Below are 20,473 nucleotides of genomic sequence, written 5' to 3'. Positions count from 1 at the left end.
TAGATAGCTCCTTAAACCGTGATTAACTTTCTTGATTCCGTACCATATATATGATTTATACGATCCTCTGTAAGCAAGTGGTTTGGCCCATCAAAGACGATTTTTCCTTTATTCAACCCAATAATTCTATCCGAATATTTTTGTGCAACTTCTACCTGATGCAAATTTACTAAACACGTAATATTCAACTCAGAAGTAATGGCTTTAAGATGGTCCATAATTACTTTTGAAGCGTTCGGATCCAGTGAAGCTATTGGTTCATCACAAAGTACGAGTTTTGGATCTTGAATAAGTGCACGCGCAATTCCTACCCGCTGCTGCTGACCACCACTCAATTGATCACAGCGTTTATACGCATGTTCTGCAATGCCCAGCTTTTCTAATAGAAAGAAGGCCCGCTCTTTTTCATCTTCGGTAAATCGGGCAAGGATTCCTTGCATCGTCGTTTTATAGCCAAAACGCCCATGGAGGACATTTTCAATAACCGGCAGTCGAGGCACGAGATTATAATGCTGAAAAATCATACCAATGTTTATACGCAGTTTGCGTAATTCTTTTTTCTTCAGTGAGCCGACATTGGTGTTTTCAAAGCGTACGGTTCCCTCGTTTATGTCAACCATTCGATTGATACAGCGCAAAAGCGTTGATTTTCCTGCACCAGATGGTCCAATAATCGAAACAAATTCTCCCGCTTCTACTTCAAAGTTTATATCTTCCAATACGTTTGTTTCCGAGTCATATGTTTTTGCCAACCCTTCAAGTGCTAACAATGTCATAAACATTCTCCTTTTTGTAGGATTTGTAAGAATGGAGCGTATGCATTTTATCAACCATGCATACACTGCATTCTTTGTCTAAACTTCTCTAAAGCATAAGCTATTAATTCGAAAGCTCGCGAATCGGATCAAACCATGAGTCGTCTACTTCTGCAAATCTTTCTTTGTCAGTCTTAAAGAATAAACCTGATTTTCCGGAATCCTCTGGAACAAAAATCTTTTCATTGTTTGCCATTTTGTCAGATGTGAACAGCTCTTGTAATGTGTCAAAATCTGCTTGTCCTAAGGCATCCATATTAGCTGCGATTGGAGCGTTTAATACCGGTGTAACGTCCATTAAGGTAAACGTGCTTCCAGTAACTTTATTAAAAGGTTCGGCCGCATCGTCGCTTACTTTGTAAACAGCTCCTACTGTATTTTCTTTTCCTTCTGCAACTTCAACATAGTTTTCTACACATACATCACAAAAGGCTGCAACATCAGCATTTCCTGTTAATAAGTTAACCGCTGAGCCTTGGTGGGAATTTCCAAATAATACTTGCGAAAACAGGGATCCGCCTTGCATTAAGTCTTCCTCGGTCAAGTCCGCATATTTTTCTTTTTCGCTAAAGTGACCAATAATTCTGGCAGAAGGTACTTTAAATCCTGATGTTGAACTATTGGATACAAACGAGAATTTTTTATCTTCAATTGTATCGAGGGCATACGCACCGTCTTTCTTGTATTTTTCCTGGTCATCTGTATTTACTGCTAACCAGCTATGATACACAGCATCTTCCAGCGTACCAGATGGTCCAGTAGATACAGCTAGCGGCTGGATGGCATCATTTTTATTTTTAGCTTCAATATAACCCTGGGCACCCATATAGGCGATGTCTGCATTTCCATTTGTTATTGTCTCAATCGCTATGGCATAGTCCGTCGTTAAATGATGCTCAACTTTCTTACCTGTTTCTTCCTCAATCATTTTACCAATTGCCTTACGAGAAGTTTTCAAATCTGATGCAGATTCATTCGGATACCAAACGACATCAATAACATCATCCGCGTTTGATGCTCCTTCTGTGCTTCCTTCCGAACAAGCAGCTAAGCCTAATAGTGCTATAATAAGAGCGACAACTAAATACAATTGCTTTTTCATTGCGAACACTCCCTTTGAATTAATTTATTAAACAATTTTTACGCTATATAAGTGAACTTTTAGTTTTTCCACAGCTAGAAGGACTGGTAATATCCCCCACTTCAATTGCTTCCCCAAATGTGCCATGATAATCCGTACCGCCAGTCATGATCAGATTATATGCGTTTGCCAAGTCTTCCACCCGCTTATAATCGTCCGGCCCATGGTCTGGATGGTTTCGTTCGATCCCTACCAATCCTGCTTCGACAAGCTCGGGGATGATGGCATAGGAGTCCAGTTGACCAGGATGTGCGACAACCGGAATCCCCCCGTCAGCTGTGATTGCCTGCACTGCTTCAAATGCATCAATATAGGTGATATCTCCAGCGGCAACCCCATTTCCTTTAAACAATTGCTGATAAAGCTGTTTATACGCTGGCGATGTGTAGGGCGCATCCGTTAATTGTTTCATAATATGTTGCTTATAGATGGTGGTACTTGGTTTTGCCGCTTCAACAATCGCATCAATATCCAACTCATACCCGACAGCTTTCAGTTTTTCAATTTGATCCAACGAATGGGCCTGCCGCCTGTAAAGGATCTTGTTGCATATGCTCTTTATGTTTGTTGCTTTAGGGCGATAATCATAGCCAAGTACATGTACTTTCCGATTTCGTTTAAAATCAAACGCTGATATCTCGATACCCGGGATAACGGTTATACCGAATGTATTTCCAAGTCTTGTCATTTCAGGCATCCCGCTGACGGTATCATGATCAACAAAACTTATTTGGGTTACCCCATTCTCGCTCGCCTTTTTCATGACTGTTTTCACCGAATCAGAACCATCCGAGAAATGGCTGTGAACATGCAAATCAGCTTTCATGTGCAGCACCAACTATCTGTTTGACATGTAACTGTTTTTGCTTGATATCAAAAACTTTGTCACACAGACCATCCATAAATGCGATATCATGAAAAATACCAACTAATGTCGTTCCATTTGCTTTTAACTTTTTGATGATGTCACGCACTTTTTCTTTTGATTGTTGATCCAGGCTTGCTGTTGGTTCATCGAGCAATAATAACCTCGGTTTTTTCACCGTAGCCATTGCAATATTTAATCGCAGTTTTTCTCCACCAGAAAAGGTATTTGGATAGGTGTCCCACAGTTTTCGGTCAAGTTCAAAATGATGTAATGCTTTTTCTGCTTCAAGACGTGCGACTTCCTCTAATACGCCCATTTCCAGCAAAGCATGTTGTACAAGTTCCCTAGCCGTTCTTCTTGGCATTACATTTAAAAATTGGGATACATAACCAATTTCATATTTACGCAAATACAATACTTCACGTTCGGTAGCTGTTGCTAAATCGATATATCCAAAACGTTCGGAATGATAGTACAGATTCCCAGTATCAGGTAAATAGGTACGGTATATACTTTTTAAAACAGTTGATTTACCACTGCCGCTTTTTCCAATGATTCCGATAAATTCACCTTGTTCGATGGAAAAGTTAATTTTTTCGACAGCTTGCATCGTTTTATCTAAGTGGTGAATCGTAAATCGTTTGCCAAAATCCTTGATATCCAGCATAGGCATATCTAGCACTCCTCCTCTTTATTTTGTGCGATAATTTGTACTCGTTATTAAGGAGCCGTTGACCATTGTTTTTGTCAGCATGGGATAACCGTCTTCCATTCTTTCAATAATAATTAAGTCAGCTTTTTTTCCTGTTTTAATCGAGCCAATTTCATCATCTATTCGTACAGCTTTAGCCGGATTAAGGGTTACCTTCATAAACATGTCGTGCAAATCATTGCCATGGTGATCACTTAAATCAAATATCGCATGGAGTAAAGCTGACGGATAATAATCACTGCAAAGAATATCGGCACATTGATGCTTTACAGCTCTAGCGGCAGCTAAATTTCCCGAGTGTGAACCACCAAGTAAGACATTTGGAGCCCCGGCAATCGTAAATAACCCCATTTCTTTAGCCTTTTTAGCCACATCCATGGTAATCGGAAATTCACTAATCGTTATTCCGATGTCTTTAACTAATTCAAGTTTTTGGATTTCATCATCATCATGCGAAGCAACCGCAATGCCTTTATCGATCGCAATGTCAGCAACTTCTTTCATTTTGTCAATGGTCATGATTTCCGTATTTTGCCGCTCCAGAATAATCGTTTGCACATCAGCATCGGTCAAGTCGTGGTAGCCTTTTAATGTTTCCCCGTATACTTCCAGGTTTCGATATTGCCCTTGCCCTGGTGTATGATCCATAAAGGATAATAAATGGACTTTATCATCTTCAATGTTTTGAACTAAACGATCAACTTGCCCAATGTTTTCAATTTCAAAACGTGCATGCAGACGGTGCCTGATCAGATGCAGTTCATTGTGTGTTGCATTTATGGCATCCACCATTTTCTGCACATTTTCCGGTTGACGGATCGGGCTGTGTGAGAATGCATCTTCTTTATAAAACGAAAGGGAATGAAACATCGTTGTTATTCCATGACTGATTAATATTTTTTCTGCTTCCCGCAAACTCATATTGAAATCCATTAGCGATGTCGGTCTTGGCGATGCAATTGTTTCGATATAATCAGAATGAATGTCAATAAATCCTGGTGCAATATAACCTCCCCGGGCATCAATAAGCGTTGCGTCAGGGTAATTATTTATTTCCGCTTCAGGAATGATTTTCTGAATAATTTCCCCATCAACGATAACCGCATAACCACTTATAATTGCTTCTTCTGCTACAATCTCTCCGTTATGAATAATGTACACCGTGTCCATGCCTCCTATAGTAGTGAATAAACTAATTGTTGCGTATATGCATGCTGGGGATCTTCGAGAATCTGATCGGTCAGCCCCTCTTCAATAATGCTTCCATTAAGCATGACGACTGTACGATCAGCGAGCATCCGAATCACTGCCAAATCATGCGAGACAACAATCATACTAATACCCAATTCCCGCTGAATCTTTTTAATTAAATCCAGCACATTCGCTTGAACAGATAAGTCAAGACCTGTCGTTACTTCATCCAAGAAGAGAACGGGAGGATTATTGGATAAAGCCTTCGCAATTTGCACGCGCTGCTGCATACCCCCTGAAAAATTTCGCGGCTCTTGTTTCATCCGAAATAGCGGGATATGCACACTTTCCAACAAACGTTTACTGATCGCTTCCATTTCCGAAACATTACGATTGCCTGCTGCTATTAATTTTTCGGCGATATTACCGACAGACGAAAAGTTCATTTTCAACCCGTGAATCGGATTTTGATAGACCATTCCGTATTTATAGTTACGAACATAACGTTTCTTCTGGGAGGATAATTCGAAAAGATTCTCTCCTTCCAACTCTGTATCCTTTATATACACCTCGCCTGACGTTACATCCATATCAAAATATAAACATTGCATCATCGTTGATTTTCCACTGCCGCTTTCCCCGACAATTCCAAGGATCTCTCCAGAATACAGTTCAAGTGATACATCCTGACAGGCATACGTTGTACTGCAATACGGACAGTGATTTTTCTTGAGCTCACGCGTTTCGGCTCGCTGACAATGGACACACCCTTCACCAAATGTTTTATTTAAATGGTCAATACGTAATATCGGCTCATCATGCATAACTGCTTTCCACCTCCAGCTTCTCCTTTTCATTCAAACGCGCCATACAGTAGCTTGTATCATTGCATTGATAGAGGCTTTTGCCTGTCGAATCGATTAACTCATCCATAAAAACATCGGTAGCACCACACAAGTGACAGTGCTCACCTTCAAACGATTCAACGGTAAATGGATAATCGTCAAAGGCAAGTGATTTCACATCCGTATAAGGTGGGACGGCATATATTTTCTTCTCCCTTCCCGCACCAAGCAGTATTAAGGACTCTGACTGATGCATTTTTGGATTATCAAATCTTGGAATTGGGCTTGGAGCCATGACATACCTATCATTTACGTATACAGGATGATCAGCATCAGTGGCCGTTTTGTTATACTTCATAATTTGTTCGAACAACATAAGCCAGGCGCCGCTATATTCGTCCTCTGAATGAAGCCGCTTTGTTACATATTCACTCGCTTCCACATTCCGGAGCGGTTCAGGTTCTGGTACTTGTAAGACGAGAATCTGTTCTTTTGTTAAGGCAACTTCCGGAATACGGTGTCTTGATTGGATAACCGAAGCTTCCTGTGTCTGGTCCGTTACCTCCACACCTGTCGTTTCCTGCACTAATTTCTTGATACTGACGGCATTTACAGATTCATCTGCTCCCTGGTCGATAACTTTTAACACATCTTGTTTGCCAAGGATGGACAATGTTATTTGCAGGCCACCTGTGCCCCATCCGCGAGCGATCGGCATTTCTCTGGATGCAAAAGGAACCTGATACCCCGGAATTGCCACAGCCTTTAACATTGTTCGACGGATTTCTTTTTTGGAACCTTCATCCAAAAATGCAAAGTGTGTATTAGTTTTCATCCTTTTGCGCTCCTTTCTTTATTTGGCGTATACTATCTAATTTCGATTGGAATGTAACGTAATGCGGCAGCTTCAAATGGGAGATGAAGCCCGTAGATTCAACAGCATCAATGTGTAATAAAACGAATTCTTCATCATGCGTCGGAAACTCCCATTCCGGGTGCTCCAGGCATTGATCTAAAATACTCATTGCAATAGCTTTCGTTTCATTTTGTCCGTAACAAACGCCATATCCGATTTCAAACTCCAGTTCCTTTTCATTATTTTCATCCTTTTTTGTTATCGGAATAAATGACTCCACTTCCGTCATCTTGAAATCCCCGATATAGAATTGATCTTCATCATCCTGTTCTACTTCGTTTGGGTGTTCAACGTAGATTGGCAATTCCCCCACTCGTACTTCCCCAACAGTAGGGTGAACCTGACCATATCCTCTTAGTGCGGCATAACCTAAAGCTGTTACCGCTCCTGTTTGTCCCCGCGTTAACACTTGCAATCTTGCACTTCTGGAAGCAGGAAATTGCAGACTTCCCTTGGTAATATCATCAGGTGGTGTGTGGTCTATTTCGTATTCTTCAAATAAACCTTCTTTTCGTAAATAATCAACGATTTTAGGAAAATACGTTACCGAATCGGAGGTTTCCACGTTGTTTTCTAACGATTTAAGGTAATCCTGCAGCCACTGTTTGTTTTGCATTGGGCTTTCGTTTACCAGGCTAAAATCTAGCAATCGATGTGTATAATCATTTGTAGAACCTAATAATTGCCCTCCTGGAATATCTTTAAAACTAGCAGATATCCGACGTTCAACAAGCATTGATTCCGGCTGAACAGTATCACTGTAATAAAGTCTAGGCAGTGTTGAACGATGTGCCCGCATCAAAAAAACCGCCTCTTCCATACTTCCTTCTGCTTGTTTAATAGCCAATGCTGCTAAAAATGGAGAGTATAAACTGCTTTCTGACATTACCTGATCGACCAGTGCCCGCATTGTGGAAAGTATGGTTTGAATTTCAATTATTTCTTCCCCCTTTAAGCGGTCATAGGTTAATCGTTTAATCGATGCTTCGATGGCCATGGTGCCACCTTTTACCGCAACATACCCCATTATCTCACCTCCGAAAAAGATAAGGATGTTGTTCTGGGAACACAGGCAATTCGGGCCATTTCATCTGTAAAAATGACATCCACCCCTAACGGATATTCTTTCGTCCGTTCATTTCGAGCTTTCCACATATTTTTAGTAATACTTGTATGAAGCTGCTCTTTTTCTTTGATACCAGGACCAGCTAAAACCAATTCTCCATCATTGGATAAGGTCTCACATTCGATAATCCACGTTGCAGAATGTTGAGGGTCAATTAAATTTCCGATTTTACATTGTTTCATCGCTTGGATAACCTCGTTTTCTGAAACGCCTCGTAATGCAATAATATAGTCAGCTTCATCGATAGGAGCGGGTTTTGCTAACGTATATTCGGGTATTTTGTTATGTAAATTTGTTTGATTTTCCGAGAGAATGTGAAAGGTCACTTCGCCATCCAACAGCGTCATCATCGTTAAAAAACTGGCATGATTACAAGGAAGTCCATTTTCTGGTTGGTGAACATTCTCTTCCATAACTGAAATGGTTCCTGGTCTGGACATACTGTGCAGCAGCTTTCGATATACTTGTTGCAAATCGTGTGTTTGAACCATCGCCATACTATCTCTCCCGATCATGTAATTTTTGATGAACTAGACATCCATCGTTTCGAAATTAACCTTAGTTTCAAAAATCTCCGCCTGCTTTTGTGCTTTTTCTTTTTCTATTTGTTCTTCAGCAGCAATTAATTGATCTTCCCAATCGTTTGTTTCCGGAAGTTTAGCTTTATAAGCTGCATCAATAATGGCCAAGTCTTTAGACAATTCATCCTGCATACCCGTTACAAGTCCTATACCAATGCTCTGATTAATTTCTACTTTCGTTTCAGTTACAAGAACTTCTCCGATATAAAATAATGAATTCTTTGCCGTCTCACGCATCTTCATCATTGTTAATCCGTACCTCGGTGCAACAATTTCCCGACATTCATATTTTGTGGTAATGGTTGCTGCCAAACGGCGAGCCAAATTTGGATCAGCTTGAATAAGAATTGTTGTTCTTCGTTTTCTTTTCATAAATGTGTTCCAACCTCCTTTACAAATTCATCATAACTTGGCGCCAAGCTGTTGTGTGAAAAGATACTGTAAATCTTTGTAAAATTTATTTACAATTGGGACAATAAAAAAAGAGCATTAAATTGCTTTACAATTCAATGCTCCTTTTAATCCTATACATTTTCGTTTTTGTCACCCAAAACTGAACAACTTAAGAATCCAGCTATGGCTTTAAATATTCGTAATATCATACTTAAACTTATCACTTCGATACAATATTTTCGTATGTTCAAGAACTTTGTTTGATTCTACATCAATACAATCGCTTTCCACAACGATAAGCGGCACCAAACTATTGCAAGCTAATAGCTCCTGTTCGTAAAAAGTCGGAAACGTAATGCTCAGTATACTTTTATTGCTGTCAAATTCCTGATAACCATGCTCCCGGTAATACGTAAACATCGACCTAATGTTTGGACCATCCTTAGCGATAGCAGGGAAATTCGAACTGCTGACAAATGACTGGTGGATTGCAATAGGTTTACCTTCGATATAGCGTAATCTAGCAACCTTAAATACTTCCTCGTTTCGGTCAGCATGCAGAAGGCAATATATTTTGTCATCATAACTGATTTTCTCACAGGTAATAGCTTCTGTTGTCAAATGATACTCGGATTGCTTCATTTTTTCTGTGAAACTCGTTTTTCCCGTTAGATGCAACTCTATTTGAATAGATTCTTCTTTTAAAAAGCGACCTTTCCCCTGTTCGGAATAAATATAACCTCGCTGCTCCAGCTTATTTAGCGCATTTCTTACGGTTGCTCGAGGCACCTCGTACTTTTCTGCAAGTGTATACTCAGAGGGCAATTTAGCTCCAGGTTTCAATGTTTTTGAAACAATCTGCTGCATCAAATCATCAACAATGCGAAATTCTTTAGTTGAAGAAATAACAATCATCTCCCCACTGTCCCTTTAATTTTTAACCGGGTGCTTATAAACATACTCAGGGAAATCAGTAATAATACCATCGACACCAAGATCTAATAAGTTATCAGCCTGTTCTTGGGTTCTTGTTGTGTAAGGATACATCTCCATTTCTACTGCATGGACACGATCAACCAGTTCAGGTGTGACAATGTTCCTATTTGGGTTGAAGTAATCTGCGTAGCTTGCAAAATGTGCAAGCTGCTCATCTGACACATTTTCCCACGACATTCCAGCAAGTACACCGTGTGGAATAGCAGGTAATAACGCTTTAGAAATCTGGACAGACTCATGATTAAAGGATTGGATAATAATTTTATTGTTACTCGGGCGATGCATATTACGTTCGATTAACGCATCTGCAACCTTTTGTTCAATACCTGGATATAATCCTGGTGACTTAAGTTCAATTAATATCCCGATCTTGCCTCGGTAAGCATCAATAACCTCTTCAAACGTCGGGACCTCTTGTCCGGCAAAACGCTCGTCAAACCAGCTGCCTGCATCCAGCTGTTTAATTTCTTCCAGCGTGAAATCCCCAACAGCACCCGTTCCATTTGTTGTGCGATCTACAGTAGTATCATGGATTACAACTAATTCTCCGTCTTGTGTCATTTGCACATCAATTTCAATATAATCTGCCTTCATTTCAAATCCTTTGTCAAATGCAGCCATTGTATTTTCAGGAGCATGACCCGAAGCCCCCGATGGGCAACATTAGCTACTTCTGAATGCGACTCATTACTCGCTGCATATGCAGGCACCGTAATCATAAATAGGAACGTTACTGCCATGAAAAAGATAGAAAAACTAACCTTCATAAATCTAGCACTCTCCTTTACTATGTATTTACCTAATAGTATAAAGGAAGATTATTGACCTCGTATTAACTGAATATAAAGATTATGTAAGATAAGAGAGGGACATACGTTAGTTCCTCTATTTGTCCCGTAGCAGGGTTGATGGTGACATTTAGGTAGGGGATAAACTAAAACTTCAATCAGTGGGGGCTCCGCTGCATTGCCTTAAGTTCGGTCACTGTTGTCTTAAATGCACTCAGACTAAAAAAAGTTGGCTCTTCGCTAAGAACAATGAAATAAGGCAAATTTCAATCTAATAGTTTCCAGAAAACCTATGAAAACCGGACAAGGGAACGAGTTCAATTGCTTCGCTCCACAATCACCACCTGATGCCCGTATAATGCGTGCAAAAAACGGATACGCTAATACCGGACAAGGGAACGGGTTCGGTTGCGAGCGATACATGGCTCCATACTGATGCCTGTTCTTTTTATTTAGGTGTGAAGTCCAGTTTACCAGCAAGCAGGTAAACTATGGCAACGATATTTTTATCCGAGCGATACCCTCTGGCTTTCCGTTTGGCTGCTTGGAATAAGCTGTTAATACCCTCCATAATGCCATTATTCAGCTGGGATTGGAACCACTGCACAACACCGTCGTAATGTCTGCGCAATGTTTTGGCCAGTTCTACCATTGGTTCCAGGCGACAACGTAACCCCCACTGAATCCAGTCCTCAAGTACCATAGGAGCGATCTGAGCAGGGTATTGGTAGATCTCTTGCAGAACAAGGCGCATTCGGTACGCTTTGGCGGTGTCCAGTTCACTGTCTTTCAATTTGTCGAGCATGCCCTTTTGTTTCTTTGTCAGGTTCTTTTCATTCTTGAGCCAGACATAGCGGGTGTTTTTGAGTTCCGCACACGTCTTGCGTTCCGTGCGACGTACGGCATCTACAGCTTTGTTGGCTTCTTGAATCACATGGAATTTATCAAACGTAATGGCAGCATCCGGAAAGTACTCAGAAGCCCCTTTAATAAAGGCGGGAGACATGTCCATACAGACTTCTGTTACGTTATCTGGGTTACCGCCTTGAGCTTCTAAACGTTCTTTGCATTTTTCCCATGTACTGGCATCCTTTCCTTTCGTTACATGGATGACGTTTCGTTTTTCTGAGTCCACAAAAATGGTGATATAATTATGACCACGTTTTGAGGAAGTTTCGTCTGTATTAATCTTGGTAACATGTGATAAATCCTGAGTAGCCAGTGCGTTATCGACATAGTGATGGAGTATCCGCCAAAGTCGCGTATCATGTTCCTTTACTAAACGGCTGACAGCACTCATAGGCATGTCCTTGACCAGCATCATGATCCATGCATCGAACAACTTGGTAAAGCCAGCGCGTGTTTTAATAGCCCATGGAATATCAACACGGTGCTTTTTTCCACACTTCTTACAATCTGTCCGGGGATGCTCGGCATGAATGTAACAAGGATATTCCAAAAAATTTAAATGCCTCCACCGTTGATCATAATCAGCGATATCAAAGAATCGTTGACGTTCGGCATCACAGTTGGAACAAATCATTGGAGCACTTTTATTTACTTTTACATAAACATCCAATTGTTCCTTGTTTTCATCAAATATACAGTTGTCAATGTACCATGGCTCAGGTATATGGAACACGTTTTCTAAGTCTTTAATTTCTATCAGCATATGAAAACCACCTTACATTTTTGTTTCGGTAGTTTCCAGTATTGCCAAGTTATTTCATTTTAATCAGCGAAGAGGCATTCATGACTCATATGGACACACCTCGTTTTTAAATAGCAGGCTTTTTAACTTCTATTTCTAATATACTTTAATATTACATTTCGAAGCAATACTAATGTAAATCAAGGAAATTCGTTTACTAACAAAACACTCCAAAATTTTCAATGTCGCATAAAACTTAAAAAATATGTGCTCCGACAACGGAAGCTGGGATTATTTTGTGGCAGAAAGTGTTCAGTTCTATCGAGCAAAAACTGTCCATTTTAGTTTAGCAGTTGATGAGGTCGTGTGGCTGTCAACTAAAATTGAACACTTTTTGCTAATTAATTTTGGACACTTTTTGCGTAATTACCATCTCTGTATTCGCAAATGAAAAGGTGAGCGATTTCGTAATTCCGCTTTATTTTACTATCTTTCATATAAGTAAATATGTGATTTATTAAGAAGACATAATCCCGAGTTGGTCTTCTAGACCTTCTTTTTCTTTTGTTAACGTTAATATTTCTGTTTTGAGATCATTTATCTCCACTAATAATCTTGCAATTCTTTCCTTGTCACTAATTCCGTTTTCGTAAGCAGTTCCTCTTGCACTGTTCCACATATCAAAGCTAATAAAATCACTTTTGGTAACTCCATAGCTTATATTCATTGTTTTTGTATCATTCATCCATTCTTGAACCAATGTTTCATTACAATCGGCACCGGATGAACGAAAGAATTTCGTTGCTTCTCTCACTGTAAACCTACTCATCGATTCAACTCCTTTATTTTGATCCTATAAATCTCTGTACAAATTTCATATTGCGATGGTGGCTTTTAAGTTACCATATAAACGTCTGCATTCTCCTCATCACCAAAAATAGATTTTCTGTGCTTCATACGATAACTATCCCCATCTAAATGAACCACCTCTGCTCTGTGTAAAATGCGATCCAATATTGCCGTTGTTATACTTGGGTCTCCCAGTAAATCCCCCCAATCATTTGGCCCTTTATTTGATGTGAAGATGAGTGCCGACTGGTCATATAATTCATTGATTAATTGGAAAAACAGATTAGCTTCATTTTGGTTCATAGCCATATACATCAAGTCATCGATGATGACGAGATCCGATTTGAGAATACGCTTTTTCCTCATTTGTGATTTACGGATGATCTCCGTTGTTTTGAGGATGTGTATCAATTCTCCCATCGGGAGAAAGGAAACCTGATATCCACGATTAATGGCTTCCATCCCCAGCGCGATGGAAAGATGCGTTTTACCAGAGCCGGGCGGCCCCAAAAAAATAATGTTGTATAGTTGCTCCATCCAGGTCAATTCTTTTAGTTGATTCAATTGTTTTTGGCTTAATGACGCTTGTTCTCGAACATCAAATTCTTCCAGCGTTTTGTGATAAGGAAATGCTGCCCATTTCATGAATCGCTCGATTTGTTTTTCCTCCCGTCGCTTTTGTTCGTAATTCAATATACTTGCGAGAAATTCTTGATAAGACACGTCCCGGCGCTCAGCCTCTGTAATGAGCTCCGGAAGTCTGCCTGCAGTTTCCGCCATTCGCAATGAGCGTAATTGTTGTTCAAGGTAACTTGTAGATGTCATGGATACAGACCCCCTTCCAATATGCCAATATATTCATCCACATTTCTTGTCGTTGGTTGATACTGATCATAATCACTGCTGACATTAGAGGACGGCTCTTTTTCTGTCGTATCCGTTGGCTTCGTTTTTTCATATTCGCGATGCATATACGTCCATACGTCTCGAAAGTCATGGCCTGCATATAATTTTTCGTTTATACACATATCTAGCGCCTGATTCAGGTGCTTGCCCTCGGAACTTTTGGCTACATCCGCAATCACCTGTAGATGATCACGAGTATAGCGAGGGTAGAGGCTGCGAATTTCCTCCAAATAGGCCGTTGCCTGTGCAACATTTCCAAAGTAAGTAGCTACTGTTTGGATATATGCGTCAATACCTTTGCTTCGATCTCTGCGATGACTCGTATCCTGAATAAGTTTTCCTTTTTGATGGTCGATTTTATGCTCGGCTATAACTTCGCCATTCGCATTAATAATGCGGAGCATTTCATCATCTATTCGTGAAATTCGTACTTTGTTCGTCTCGCCATGCTTATACGTTCCAATAGGCACGGAATAACGGTTCCCCTTATGAGGATATGTGTAAAATAATTCTCGGGGCCACCTGAGGCAATTTTCTAGTCAAAAAAGAGAAGGCACTCTATCATAAATGTATGCTTTGACGGGCAAATACATTTCGAAAGAGGCCTTCTCATGGAAACTATTATATCAAGATTATACGCATTAATAAAGGAAACAAACAACTTAGTTGATTTGGAAGAAAGCATTCGACTCTATATGTATGAGGTGTTTGCTTCCCAGATGGGGGAAGTGTTCACACAGATTAATAAGGTGATTAAAGCTGAGAAACAGAAGTTGGGCTGGACTGTCGAGCGTGAAGATTGGAAAACGGTTCAATTCACGTTTGGGGCAGTTCGTTTTCGGCATACATTAATGCATGACCTGAAAGGTGATTCTCACTATCCCTTTGATGAGTGGGCTGGTCTTCGGAAAAGTCAACGATACAGTCCCCTGACGGAGGTAAAAGTGGCTGAATTGGCTAGTGAGAGCACGTATCGTGCATCAGTCCAAACTTTGAAGGAATGGACCCCCGTAACGATGAGTCATCAAACAGTCGGGAGTATCGTGAAGCGTGTTGGAGATGCGCAGTCCCAGGCTGATGTGGAACTGGCGGCTGAACTGGAGGAAGCAGCGTCCCTTCCGGAGGGAAAAGAAGTTGACTATTTATATACAGAGGCAGATGGCGTTTTTGTCCGTTCTACAAAGAAAAAGAAAAGCCATGAGGTCCGGCATGCGATTATGCATGAAGGCTGGGTCAAAAATGGCAAACGGGTCTCACTCAGCAATCAACACGTAATCATGACAACGAAGCCGACTGATGACTTTTGGAAAGAGGTGCAGTCATATGCGGCCCATGGTTATTCGCTGGAGAATACGCAGGTTGTGACAAATAGTGATGGCGGGCAGGGCTACACAGCTGAACGGTTCCAGGAAGCCTTTTCCCAGTCCCGTTATCCCGTGTTGAATCAACTTGACGCTTACCATGTAGCTCAGGCGTTAAATCGGGCATTAGGCGGTGAAAAGAGTGAATTTAAGGACGGGATAAGAAAAGCGTTAAAACAACACGATTGGCAACAGTTCATACTTTGGCTGGATACATACGAAAGTACCCTGGAAAACGCAAAACAGGTAGAAAAGGTAAACGGTTTTCGAACTTACATTCAGCACAATTGGGATCGTATTTTTGACTGGCGTGAGAAAGTGGAAGACCCGCCAGAAGACGCACGAGGCTTAGGGGCTATGGAATCCAATCAGCGTCGCGTTTCTTTCCGGATGAAAAGACGGGGGATGCATTGGAGCGTAGAAGGCAGTGAAGCTATGGTGAAAGTAAAACAGGGTATCCTCAATAACACGTTGCGGGATGTTTATCTCACATCCCAAAAACGAAGCGCACGCAAGCAGCGAGACGTTGAAAAGACCGTTCGCATGACGGAGTATTTGAATCAGCCAACACGCCCATCGATTGGCGCAAAAGAAGGTTCCATCAGTTTATATACAGCCCATTCATCAGCGATAGGAAACTTGATGAAGAGTTTTAGGTAATACCCTGCATGTTTTTGTCAGGTTCCGGGTTTTGGAACGTGACGAAAACATGCAGGCCACCAAGCGACAGCGCGGTAGCCGGAAAACGTGTACAAAAATAGAGTGCCAAATATATTGGTGTGACAACCACATCGAGAAAAGATTGACACATACCTTATGAGGTATTGTGTTGTCCTTGCGCACCGTTACTGTTATACTGGAACTATCTTGATGAAAGATAGTTGACTTTTTGTGGATCGGACGAAGGTGTTTCTTTTCTAACTGAAACACGGCGTTCGGTCTCTTTTTTGTTGTATTGTGCACCTTGCCGTTTCCCGTACGATCAATCCATGCTTGACACGCTTCATTCCATTTATCAATATTGTCGAAGATACGATGCTTGGCAAAACTTTTCTTCACAAACCCAACGACATTTTCAATTCGTCCTTTCGATTCTGGATCAGCCCCTCTACACATATATACATTGAATCCTCTTTCTTCCTGGTAAGACTGAAAAGCTGCTGTATAGATTAAGTCTCCGCCGTTTTCATTAACAAGGATAAGACGGTCTTGGTCAAAGACGATTTCCTCCGGCATTCCGCCTAAGACTTCAAAGGTCTTTTCGTGTGCCCATAATACATCTTTTGTTGTAAAAGGCCGATCCAGCCATATCACCACCTTATATCGTGAATGGGACAAGACAAAACTGATAAAATAAAGCTTAACTTCCTCTCCTTTCGTTGTTTGTTGTCTAGTTTCACCGAAATCCACCTGCATCTGTTTCCCCATCGGAGGATCAGGGACGGCCTCATATTGGCGGACCGTTAGGACTTTCGGCAAATGGTAATGCTGTCGAAGATCTCTAACATAATTACGAACGGTACTTTCGGCAACCCCTGTATATCCATACTTTTCCTGAAGCCAGTCAAAAACCTGCGCAGCTGACATGTCTGTATGTTCTTTTAGCCAGGAAAGAATATCATTATGATAGGGATCCAACTTTTTGGATCGGGTTTTTGTCCCCGCTTCCCATACCGCCATTTCTTTCGGATTTCGCTTTAAATGTAAGCGTCAAATAATCCCCACCTGTAATCAGATGGGGATTTGTTATATACTCTATTTAGATTGATTGGGTACTTGGCATTCTTCCGGGAGTGCCTGGGACCAGGGCATCAGAGATGCCAACTTTGCTTTATCTGATGTATCTATATTGGGAAGTTCTTCAAATAAAAAGTTGAGATAGTTAAAAGGGCTTAAACCGTTCTCCTTGGCTGTCTCAATCACACTGTATACAACAGCGCTTGCTGTTGCCCCTTTGGCCGTGTTGCTGAACAGCCAGTTTTTTCTATTATGTTCTTAAACACATAATAGAAATTATGTACTTAACCTAGTTATGTGCTGAGTTTACCAACCGCTTTTAAAAGCACTTTAAAATTAACGACTTACTATAGGACTCAGCACATAACATACTTATTATAATGAATTTAAGAATTGAAGGATTTCATCAGTTACTTGATATCTATAGTCCGTTTCATTCGATTCAGGTTCATGTAGTTTGTTTAACGCACGTTCCTTTAATTTTATATCAGCCACCATATATTTATGTGTAGTCTCAATACTTTCGTGCCCTAGCCACATAGCTATTGTTGAAATATCAATTCCTGATTGGAGCAGGCTCATTGCAGTTGAATGCCGAAACACATGGGGCGTTACTGTTTTATCATTTAAAGATGGACAAATGGCAGTTGCTTTCTTAACGATGCGATCTATTCTATAACGCACCCCAGAACGGGTTAAATGTTTTACATTCCTGCCAGATAACAAGTAATCATCCTCTTGAATTCCACACTCATACATAAAATCAGCAAGATACTCCGATGTCGTTCGCCATAAAGGAACAGTCCGTTCCTTTCTCCCTTTTCCTATAATTCTCAAATGACATTTTCCATTATCGGAAAAAAGAGCATCTTTCCCTTGTATCGAAATCATTTCCGAAACCCGCATCCCTGAATTATAAAGGAGAAGCAACATAAGATAATCACGCCTTCCTTCGGAATTTTCGGTTTCACAGGAATTAAGTAATGAATCCATTTCCTCCTTGGTGAGATAGCAGATTTCCTTCTTTTCTATTTTTCGAAAGGGTATGGCCTTTATCTTTTGTGCAGTTCCTGAATATTCTGGGCATTCGTAGGATACGTATTCCATAAACGATTTTATTGCCGCAAGCCTATTGTTTACTGTCTTATACTTGTTTTTTCGATTATTTTCCAAGTAATGCATGAATCCTATAATAATATCCGCATTTATTATTTCCATGTTTATGGAACCTGGTTTCACGCCATGTTCATCATACATATATTTTAATAGGATACGGAACGTATCCTTATACGTTTGAACAGTAGAAGGGGACACTTTCTTTTGACTCATCATCCATTTCAGGAAAAAGTTTTGAAGGAGGCTTTGGAAATCACTACTCTCCATGGCTGACACCGCCCTCATAAAAGTATTTTTCAAAATTTCCAGAAACGATCTGTAATAACTCAGGTGTCCCTGTAAGATACCAATAGGTATCTTCTACTTTAACGTGGCCAAGATAAGTGGAAAGGTATAGTATTTTCCTATCTATATTTATACCGTTTTTAAGCCAGCCTAGCAGAGTGTTACATGCGAATGTATGGCGTATATCATATAATCTGGGAGGCCGTCTATTCCATTCCTTATTATCTGCCAGGAGCTGCTTTCTGATTACTTGCAATGCATACTCAAAATTACGTAATGCCAGTTTACGACTTCCTGAAGTAATTAGGAAATGTCGGTCTGAAAAGTCCTCCCTTAGTTTATCCCTAGCATTTATATATGAACTTAGTTTCGAATTAGTGGTTTCATGAATAGGAATAATCCTAGTTTTTGAAAACTTGGTCTCCCTAATAGTAATCCGCCCGTTTTTTAAATCGACATCGTCGTCCATTAATTGACATACTTCATTTGGACGCATCCCTGTAGACCACAAGAGACCAATTGCAGCAGAGATGGTCCTACATCTAAGACCGTCAGGTGCATATAATTCCATTGAAGCTTTCATTAATATGCATATTTCTTCTTCAGTAAAGATGTATGGGGTCGTTCTCCCATGACATTTCCCAAACATACCCTTTGGAGGCATCTGTGCCATGGGATCCAATACACAAATATACTTTGCGAATGTTCGAATTGTCTCCATCCTTCTTGCCATATACCACCGTGAATATTCTGGTTTAAGGGTAGCCCATTGGAATGCAACATCCTTGGCCAATGAACCTTCATACCCTATCGAGACAGTATATGCCGCAAAACGTCTTAATTCCTGAGATTCTATTTTAATCTGAAATCCAAGACCCCTTTTATAAGAAATATATTCTTCTACCTGCCTTGAGATGAGATTACTATTCATGATCTCACCTCTGGCCAAGTTCCAGCAACTTCCTGTAACTGTGTGAAGTTTATCTTCGTATAAATACTGGTTGTTTCAATAGATTCATGTCCCAGAATATCTGCGATCATCTTTAATTCAACACCATTATTGATCATTTCTTTAGCTGCCGTATGTCTTAACATATGTGTGCCAGTGAAATTCTCCAATCCGGCTCTAATAGCAGCACCTCTTACCGTATTTCGAACTTGGGAAGTTCCCATCGGCTGTCCCGGTTCTTTTTTAAATCTCACAAATAAAATTCTTTCTTGGGTAGCTGGACGGGAATGTAATAAATATTTTTCAATAGCTTTGCCTGTAACAGCATGAAGTGGAAGACTTCTTTCGGAATGTGACTTTGTTTGTCTAATAGTTACAATTCCATTTAACCAATCAAAGTCATCCAATGAAAGTTTAGCTGCTTCCGAACAGCGAAGACCTAAATCTTTTAAACATCGTGCAATTGCGTAGTTCCGGATTCCGGTTGGATTTGATTGATCATATGATGAAAAAAGGGTATCTATTTCTGAATCAGTTAGATGTTTGGAGATTCTTGCCTGTTTCCAAACAGGCGGTGTCATTGGTAAATTCAAAATTTCCTCTAAGTTGAAGCCATCTCTGAATTCAAGAAACTTTGCGTAACTTCTAATTCTGACTATCATAGTTTTCTTTGATGCATTTGAAATATGACGCAGTGTGTCAGTTAGGTATCTTCGAACATGATCGGCAGTCAGTTTTTCTGGCGAAAAGTCTTTTTCTGGAAAACTAGAATATAAAAATAATTTTACGGTATTACATTGAGAAAAGATTGTATTATCACTTAGTTTGGCCACTTCAGTTAAATATGTTCGAAACCTATCTATTTCAACCTCAATAGACGGATTTATTTCAAAATCTGAAAGATTTAGCCGTCTGAAGATTTGGTAACCACTAAGAAAGTAATAATAAGCATGAAGAGCGGCTTGAATAGTGCCTTTTTGTGATGACAATGGAATTTTTACTAAATACTTCTCTATAGCTTTCTTTAATTCCTCATGATCTGTCCTTCGGACAAAATGTACTTCATCGCACTTTAAAAAATCTTTAACTTTCCGAAGATACTGTCCAATAACAAGGTCGGAATAACCCTTCTCACCAAGATGTTTTTCAAAGTTAGTAATTTGTGTTTCGTTGTACATAAGCATTGGCTCCTTTTCTTTTACTCTTATCTTAGCAAAAGGACAATGCTTATAACGTTATGTACTGAA

The 20,473-nt window shown here is 40.2% G+C and carries 20 protein-coding genes and 2 pseudogenes; 1 reads left to right on the top strand and 21 read right to left on the bottom strand.

The features are described 5' to 3' along the window. Window positions 1-11 precede the first annotated feature (11 nt). The 16 genes and pseudogenes from phnC to FFL34_RS11350 form a co-directional block, all read right to left on the bottom strand. On the bottom strand, window positions 12-776 hold the full coding sequence (gene phnC, locus FFL34_RS11425) for a phosphonate ABC transporter ATP-binding protein (RefSeq protein ID WP_138603543.1): 765 nt from the start codon (window positions 774-776) through the stop codon (window positions 12-14). Window positions 777-879: 103 nt separating this feature from the next. Further along, window positions 880-1,917, bottom strand: coding sequence for a PhnD/SsuA/transferrin family substrate-binding protein (locus FFL34_RS11420; RefSeq protein ID WP_138603542.1), 1,038 nt, complete (start codon window positions 1,915-1,917; stop codon window positions 880-882). Between the two features lie 43 nt (window positions 1,918-1,960). Next, window positions 1,961-2,782 carry a PHP domain-containing protein gene (locus tag FFL34_RS11415; RefSeq protein WP_138603541.1) on the bottom strand — a complete coding sequence of 274 codons (822 nt, stop codon included), beginning with the start codon at window positions 2,780-2,782 and terminating at the stop codon, window positions 1,961-1,963. Continuing rightward, window positions 2,772-3,497, bottom strand: coding sequence for a phosphonate C-P lyase system protein PhnL (gene phnL / locus FFL34_RS11410; RefSeq protein ID WP_138603540.1), 726 nt, complete (start codon window positions 3,495-3,497; stop codon window positions 2,772-2,774). Before phnL ends, FFL34_RS11415 begins: the two co-directional genes overlap by 11 nt. A gap of 18 nt (window positions 3,498-3,515) precedes the next feature. Continuing rightward, window positions 3,516-4,697 (bottom strand): phosphonate metabolism protein PhnM, encoded by a 1,182-nt coding sequence (phnM, locus tag FFL34_RS11405; protein ID WP_138603539.1) that lies wholly within the window; start codon window positions 4,695-4,697, stop codon window positions 3,516-3,518. 14 nt (window positions 4,698-4,711) lie between these two features. Further along, window positions 4,712-5,551: an ATP-binding cassette domain-containing protein gene (locus tag FFL34_RS11400; RefSeq protein ID WP_138603538.1), complete on the bottom strand. Its 840-nt coding sequence runs from the start codon at window positions 5,549-5,551 to the stop codon at window positions 4,712-4,714. Continuing rightward, entirely contained in the window at window positions 5,544-6,407 is an 864-nt protein-coding gene (locus tag FFL34_RS11395) for an alpha-D-ribose 1-methylphosphonate 5-phosphate C-P-lyase PhnJ (RefSeq protein ID WP_138603537.1), read from the bottom strand. The genes FFL34_RS11400 and FFL34_RS11395 overlap by 8 nt, the downstream gene beginning before the upstream one ends. Next, complete coding sequence (locus tag FFL34_RS11390) at window positions 6,397-7,515, bottom strand: carbon-phosphorus lyase complex subunit PhnI (protein ID WP_138603536.1); 1,119 nt, start codon at window positions 7,513-7,515, stop codon at window positions 6,397-6,399. Before FFL34_RS11390 ends, FFL34_RS11395 begins: the two co-directional genes overlap by 11 nt. Then, window positions 7,515-8,111 (bottom strand): phosphonate C-P lyase system protein PhnH, encoded by a 597-nt coding sequence (phnH, locus tag FFL34_RS11385; protein ID WP_138603535.1) that lies wholly within the window; start codon window positions 8,109-8,111, stop codon window positions 7,515-7,517. Before phnH ends, FFL34_RS11390 begins: the two co-directional genes overlap by 1 nt. Before the next feature lie 33 nt (window positions 8,112-8,144). Further along, a complete protein-coding gene (gene phnG, locus FFL34_RS11380) occupies window positions 8,145-8,567 on the bottom strand; it encodes a phosphonate C-P lyase system protein PhnG (RefSeq protein WP_138603534.1) in 423 nt (140 codons plus the stop codon). Between the two features lie 210 nt (window positions 8,568-8,777). Then, complete coding sequence (locus tag FFL34_RS11375; RefSeq protein ID WP_138603533.1) at window positions 8,778-9,503, bottom strand: GntR family transcriptional regulator; 726 nt, start codon at window positions 9,501-9,503, stop codon at window positions 8,778-8,780. Between the two features lie 15 nt (window positions 9,504-9,518). Next, window positions 9,519-10,303, bottom strand: a pseudogene (locus FFL34_RS11370) (glycerophosphodiester phosphodiesterase). Between the two features lie 517 nt (window positions 10,304-10,820). Continuing rightward, window positions 10,821-12,044 (bottom strand): ISL3 family transposase, encoded by a 1,224-nt coding sequence (locus FFL34_RS11365; RefSeq protein WP_138603532.1) that lies wholly within the window; start codon window positions 12,042-12,044, stop codon window positions 10,821-10,823. A gap of 496 nt (window positions 12,045-12,540) precedes the next feature. Continuing rightward, window positions 12,541-12,852, bottom strand: coding sequence for a hypothetical protein (locus FFL34_RS11360; protein WP_138603531.1), 312 nt, complete (start codon window positions 12,850-12,852; stop codon window positions 12,541-12,543). 65 nt (window positions 12,853-12,917) lie between these two features. Continuing rightward, window positions 12,918-13,697, bottom strand: coding sequence for an IS21-like element helper ATPase IstB (istB, locus tag FFL34_RS11355; RefSeq protein WP_138603530.1), 780 nt, complete (start codon window positions 13,695-13,697; stop codon window positions 12,918-12,920). Next, window positions 13,694-14,248, bottom strand: coding sequence for a hypothetical protein (locus FFL34_RS11350; protein WP_138603529.1), 555 nt, complete (start codon window positions 14,246-14,248; stop codon window positions 13,694-13,696). The genes istB and FFL34_RS11350 overlap by 4 nt, the downstream gene beginning before the upstream one ends. A 141-nt stretch (window positions 14,249-14,389) precedes the next feature. Here FFL34_RS11350 and FFL34_RS11345 point away from each other — a divergent pair, with 141 nt between their 5' ends. After that, window positions 14,390-15,799, top strand: coding sequence for an ISLre2 family transposase (locus tag FFL34_RS11345; RefSeq protein ID WP_138601467.1), 1,410 nt, complete (start codon window positions 14,390-14,392; stop codon window positions 15,797-15,799). On the opposite strand, the gene istA is transcribed toward FFL34_RS11345, so the two are convergent. The 5 genes and pseudogenes from istA to FFL34_RS11320 all read right to left on the bottom strand — a co-directional run bounded on the left by istA (window position 15,764) and on the right by FFL34_RS11320 (window position 20,404). Next, the gene (gene istA / locus FFL34_RS11340; RefSeq protein WP_138603528.1) at window positions 15,764-16,819 is read right to left on the bottom strand and encodes an IS21 family transposase; all 1,056 of its coding nucleotides are present in this window, start codon (window positions 16,817-16,819) and stop codon (window positions 15,764-15,766) included. The genes FFL34_RS11345 and istA overlap by 36 nt on opposite strands. 75 nt (window positions 16,820-16,894) lie before the next feature. Next, window positions 16,895-17,125: pseudogene (locus FFL34_RS11335) on the bottom strand (transposase domain-containing protein); the annotation flags it as partial. A gap of 126 nt (window positions 17,126-17,251) precedes the next feature. Then, window positions 17,252-18,259 carry a tyrosine-type recombinase/integrase gene (locus tag FFL34_RS11330; protein WP_267900374.1) on the bottom strand — a complete coding sequence of 336 codons (1,008 nt, stop codon included), beginning with the start codon at window positions 18,257-18,259 and terminating at the stop codon, window positions 17,252-17,254. Next, window positions 18,249-19,208 carry a tyrosine-type recombinase/integrase gene (locus FFL34_RS11325; RefSeq protein WP_138601788.1) on the bottom strand — a complete coding sequence of 320 codons (960 nt, stop codon included), beginning with the start codon at window positions 19,206-19,208 and terminating at the stop codon, window positions 18,249-18,251. Before FFL34_RS11325 ends, FFL34_RS11330 begins: the two co-directional genes overlap by 11 nt. After that, on the bottom strand, window positions 19,205-20,404 hold the full coding sequence (locus tag FFL34_RS11320; RefSeq protein ID WP_171046263.1) for a tyrosine-type recombinase/integrase: 1,200 nt from the start codon (window positions 20,402-20,404) through the stop codon (window positions 19,205-19,207). The genes FFL34_RS11325 and FFL34_RS11320 overlap by 4 nt, the downstream gene beginning before the upstream one ends. Between the last annotated feature and the right edge of the window lie 69 nt (window positions 20,405-20,473).

Source organism: Lentibacillus cibarius (assembly GCF_005887555.1).
Taxonomy (GTDB): domain Bacteria; phylum Bacillota; class Bacilli; order Bacillales; family Amphibacillaceae; genus Lentibacillus; species Lentibacillus cibarius.
The sequence above is the reverse complement of the archived record's forward strand: the minus strand, read 5'-3'. Positions and strand labels throughout refer to the sequence as shown.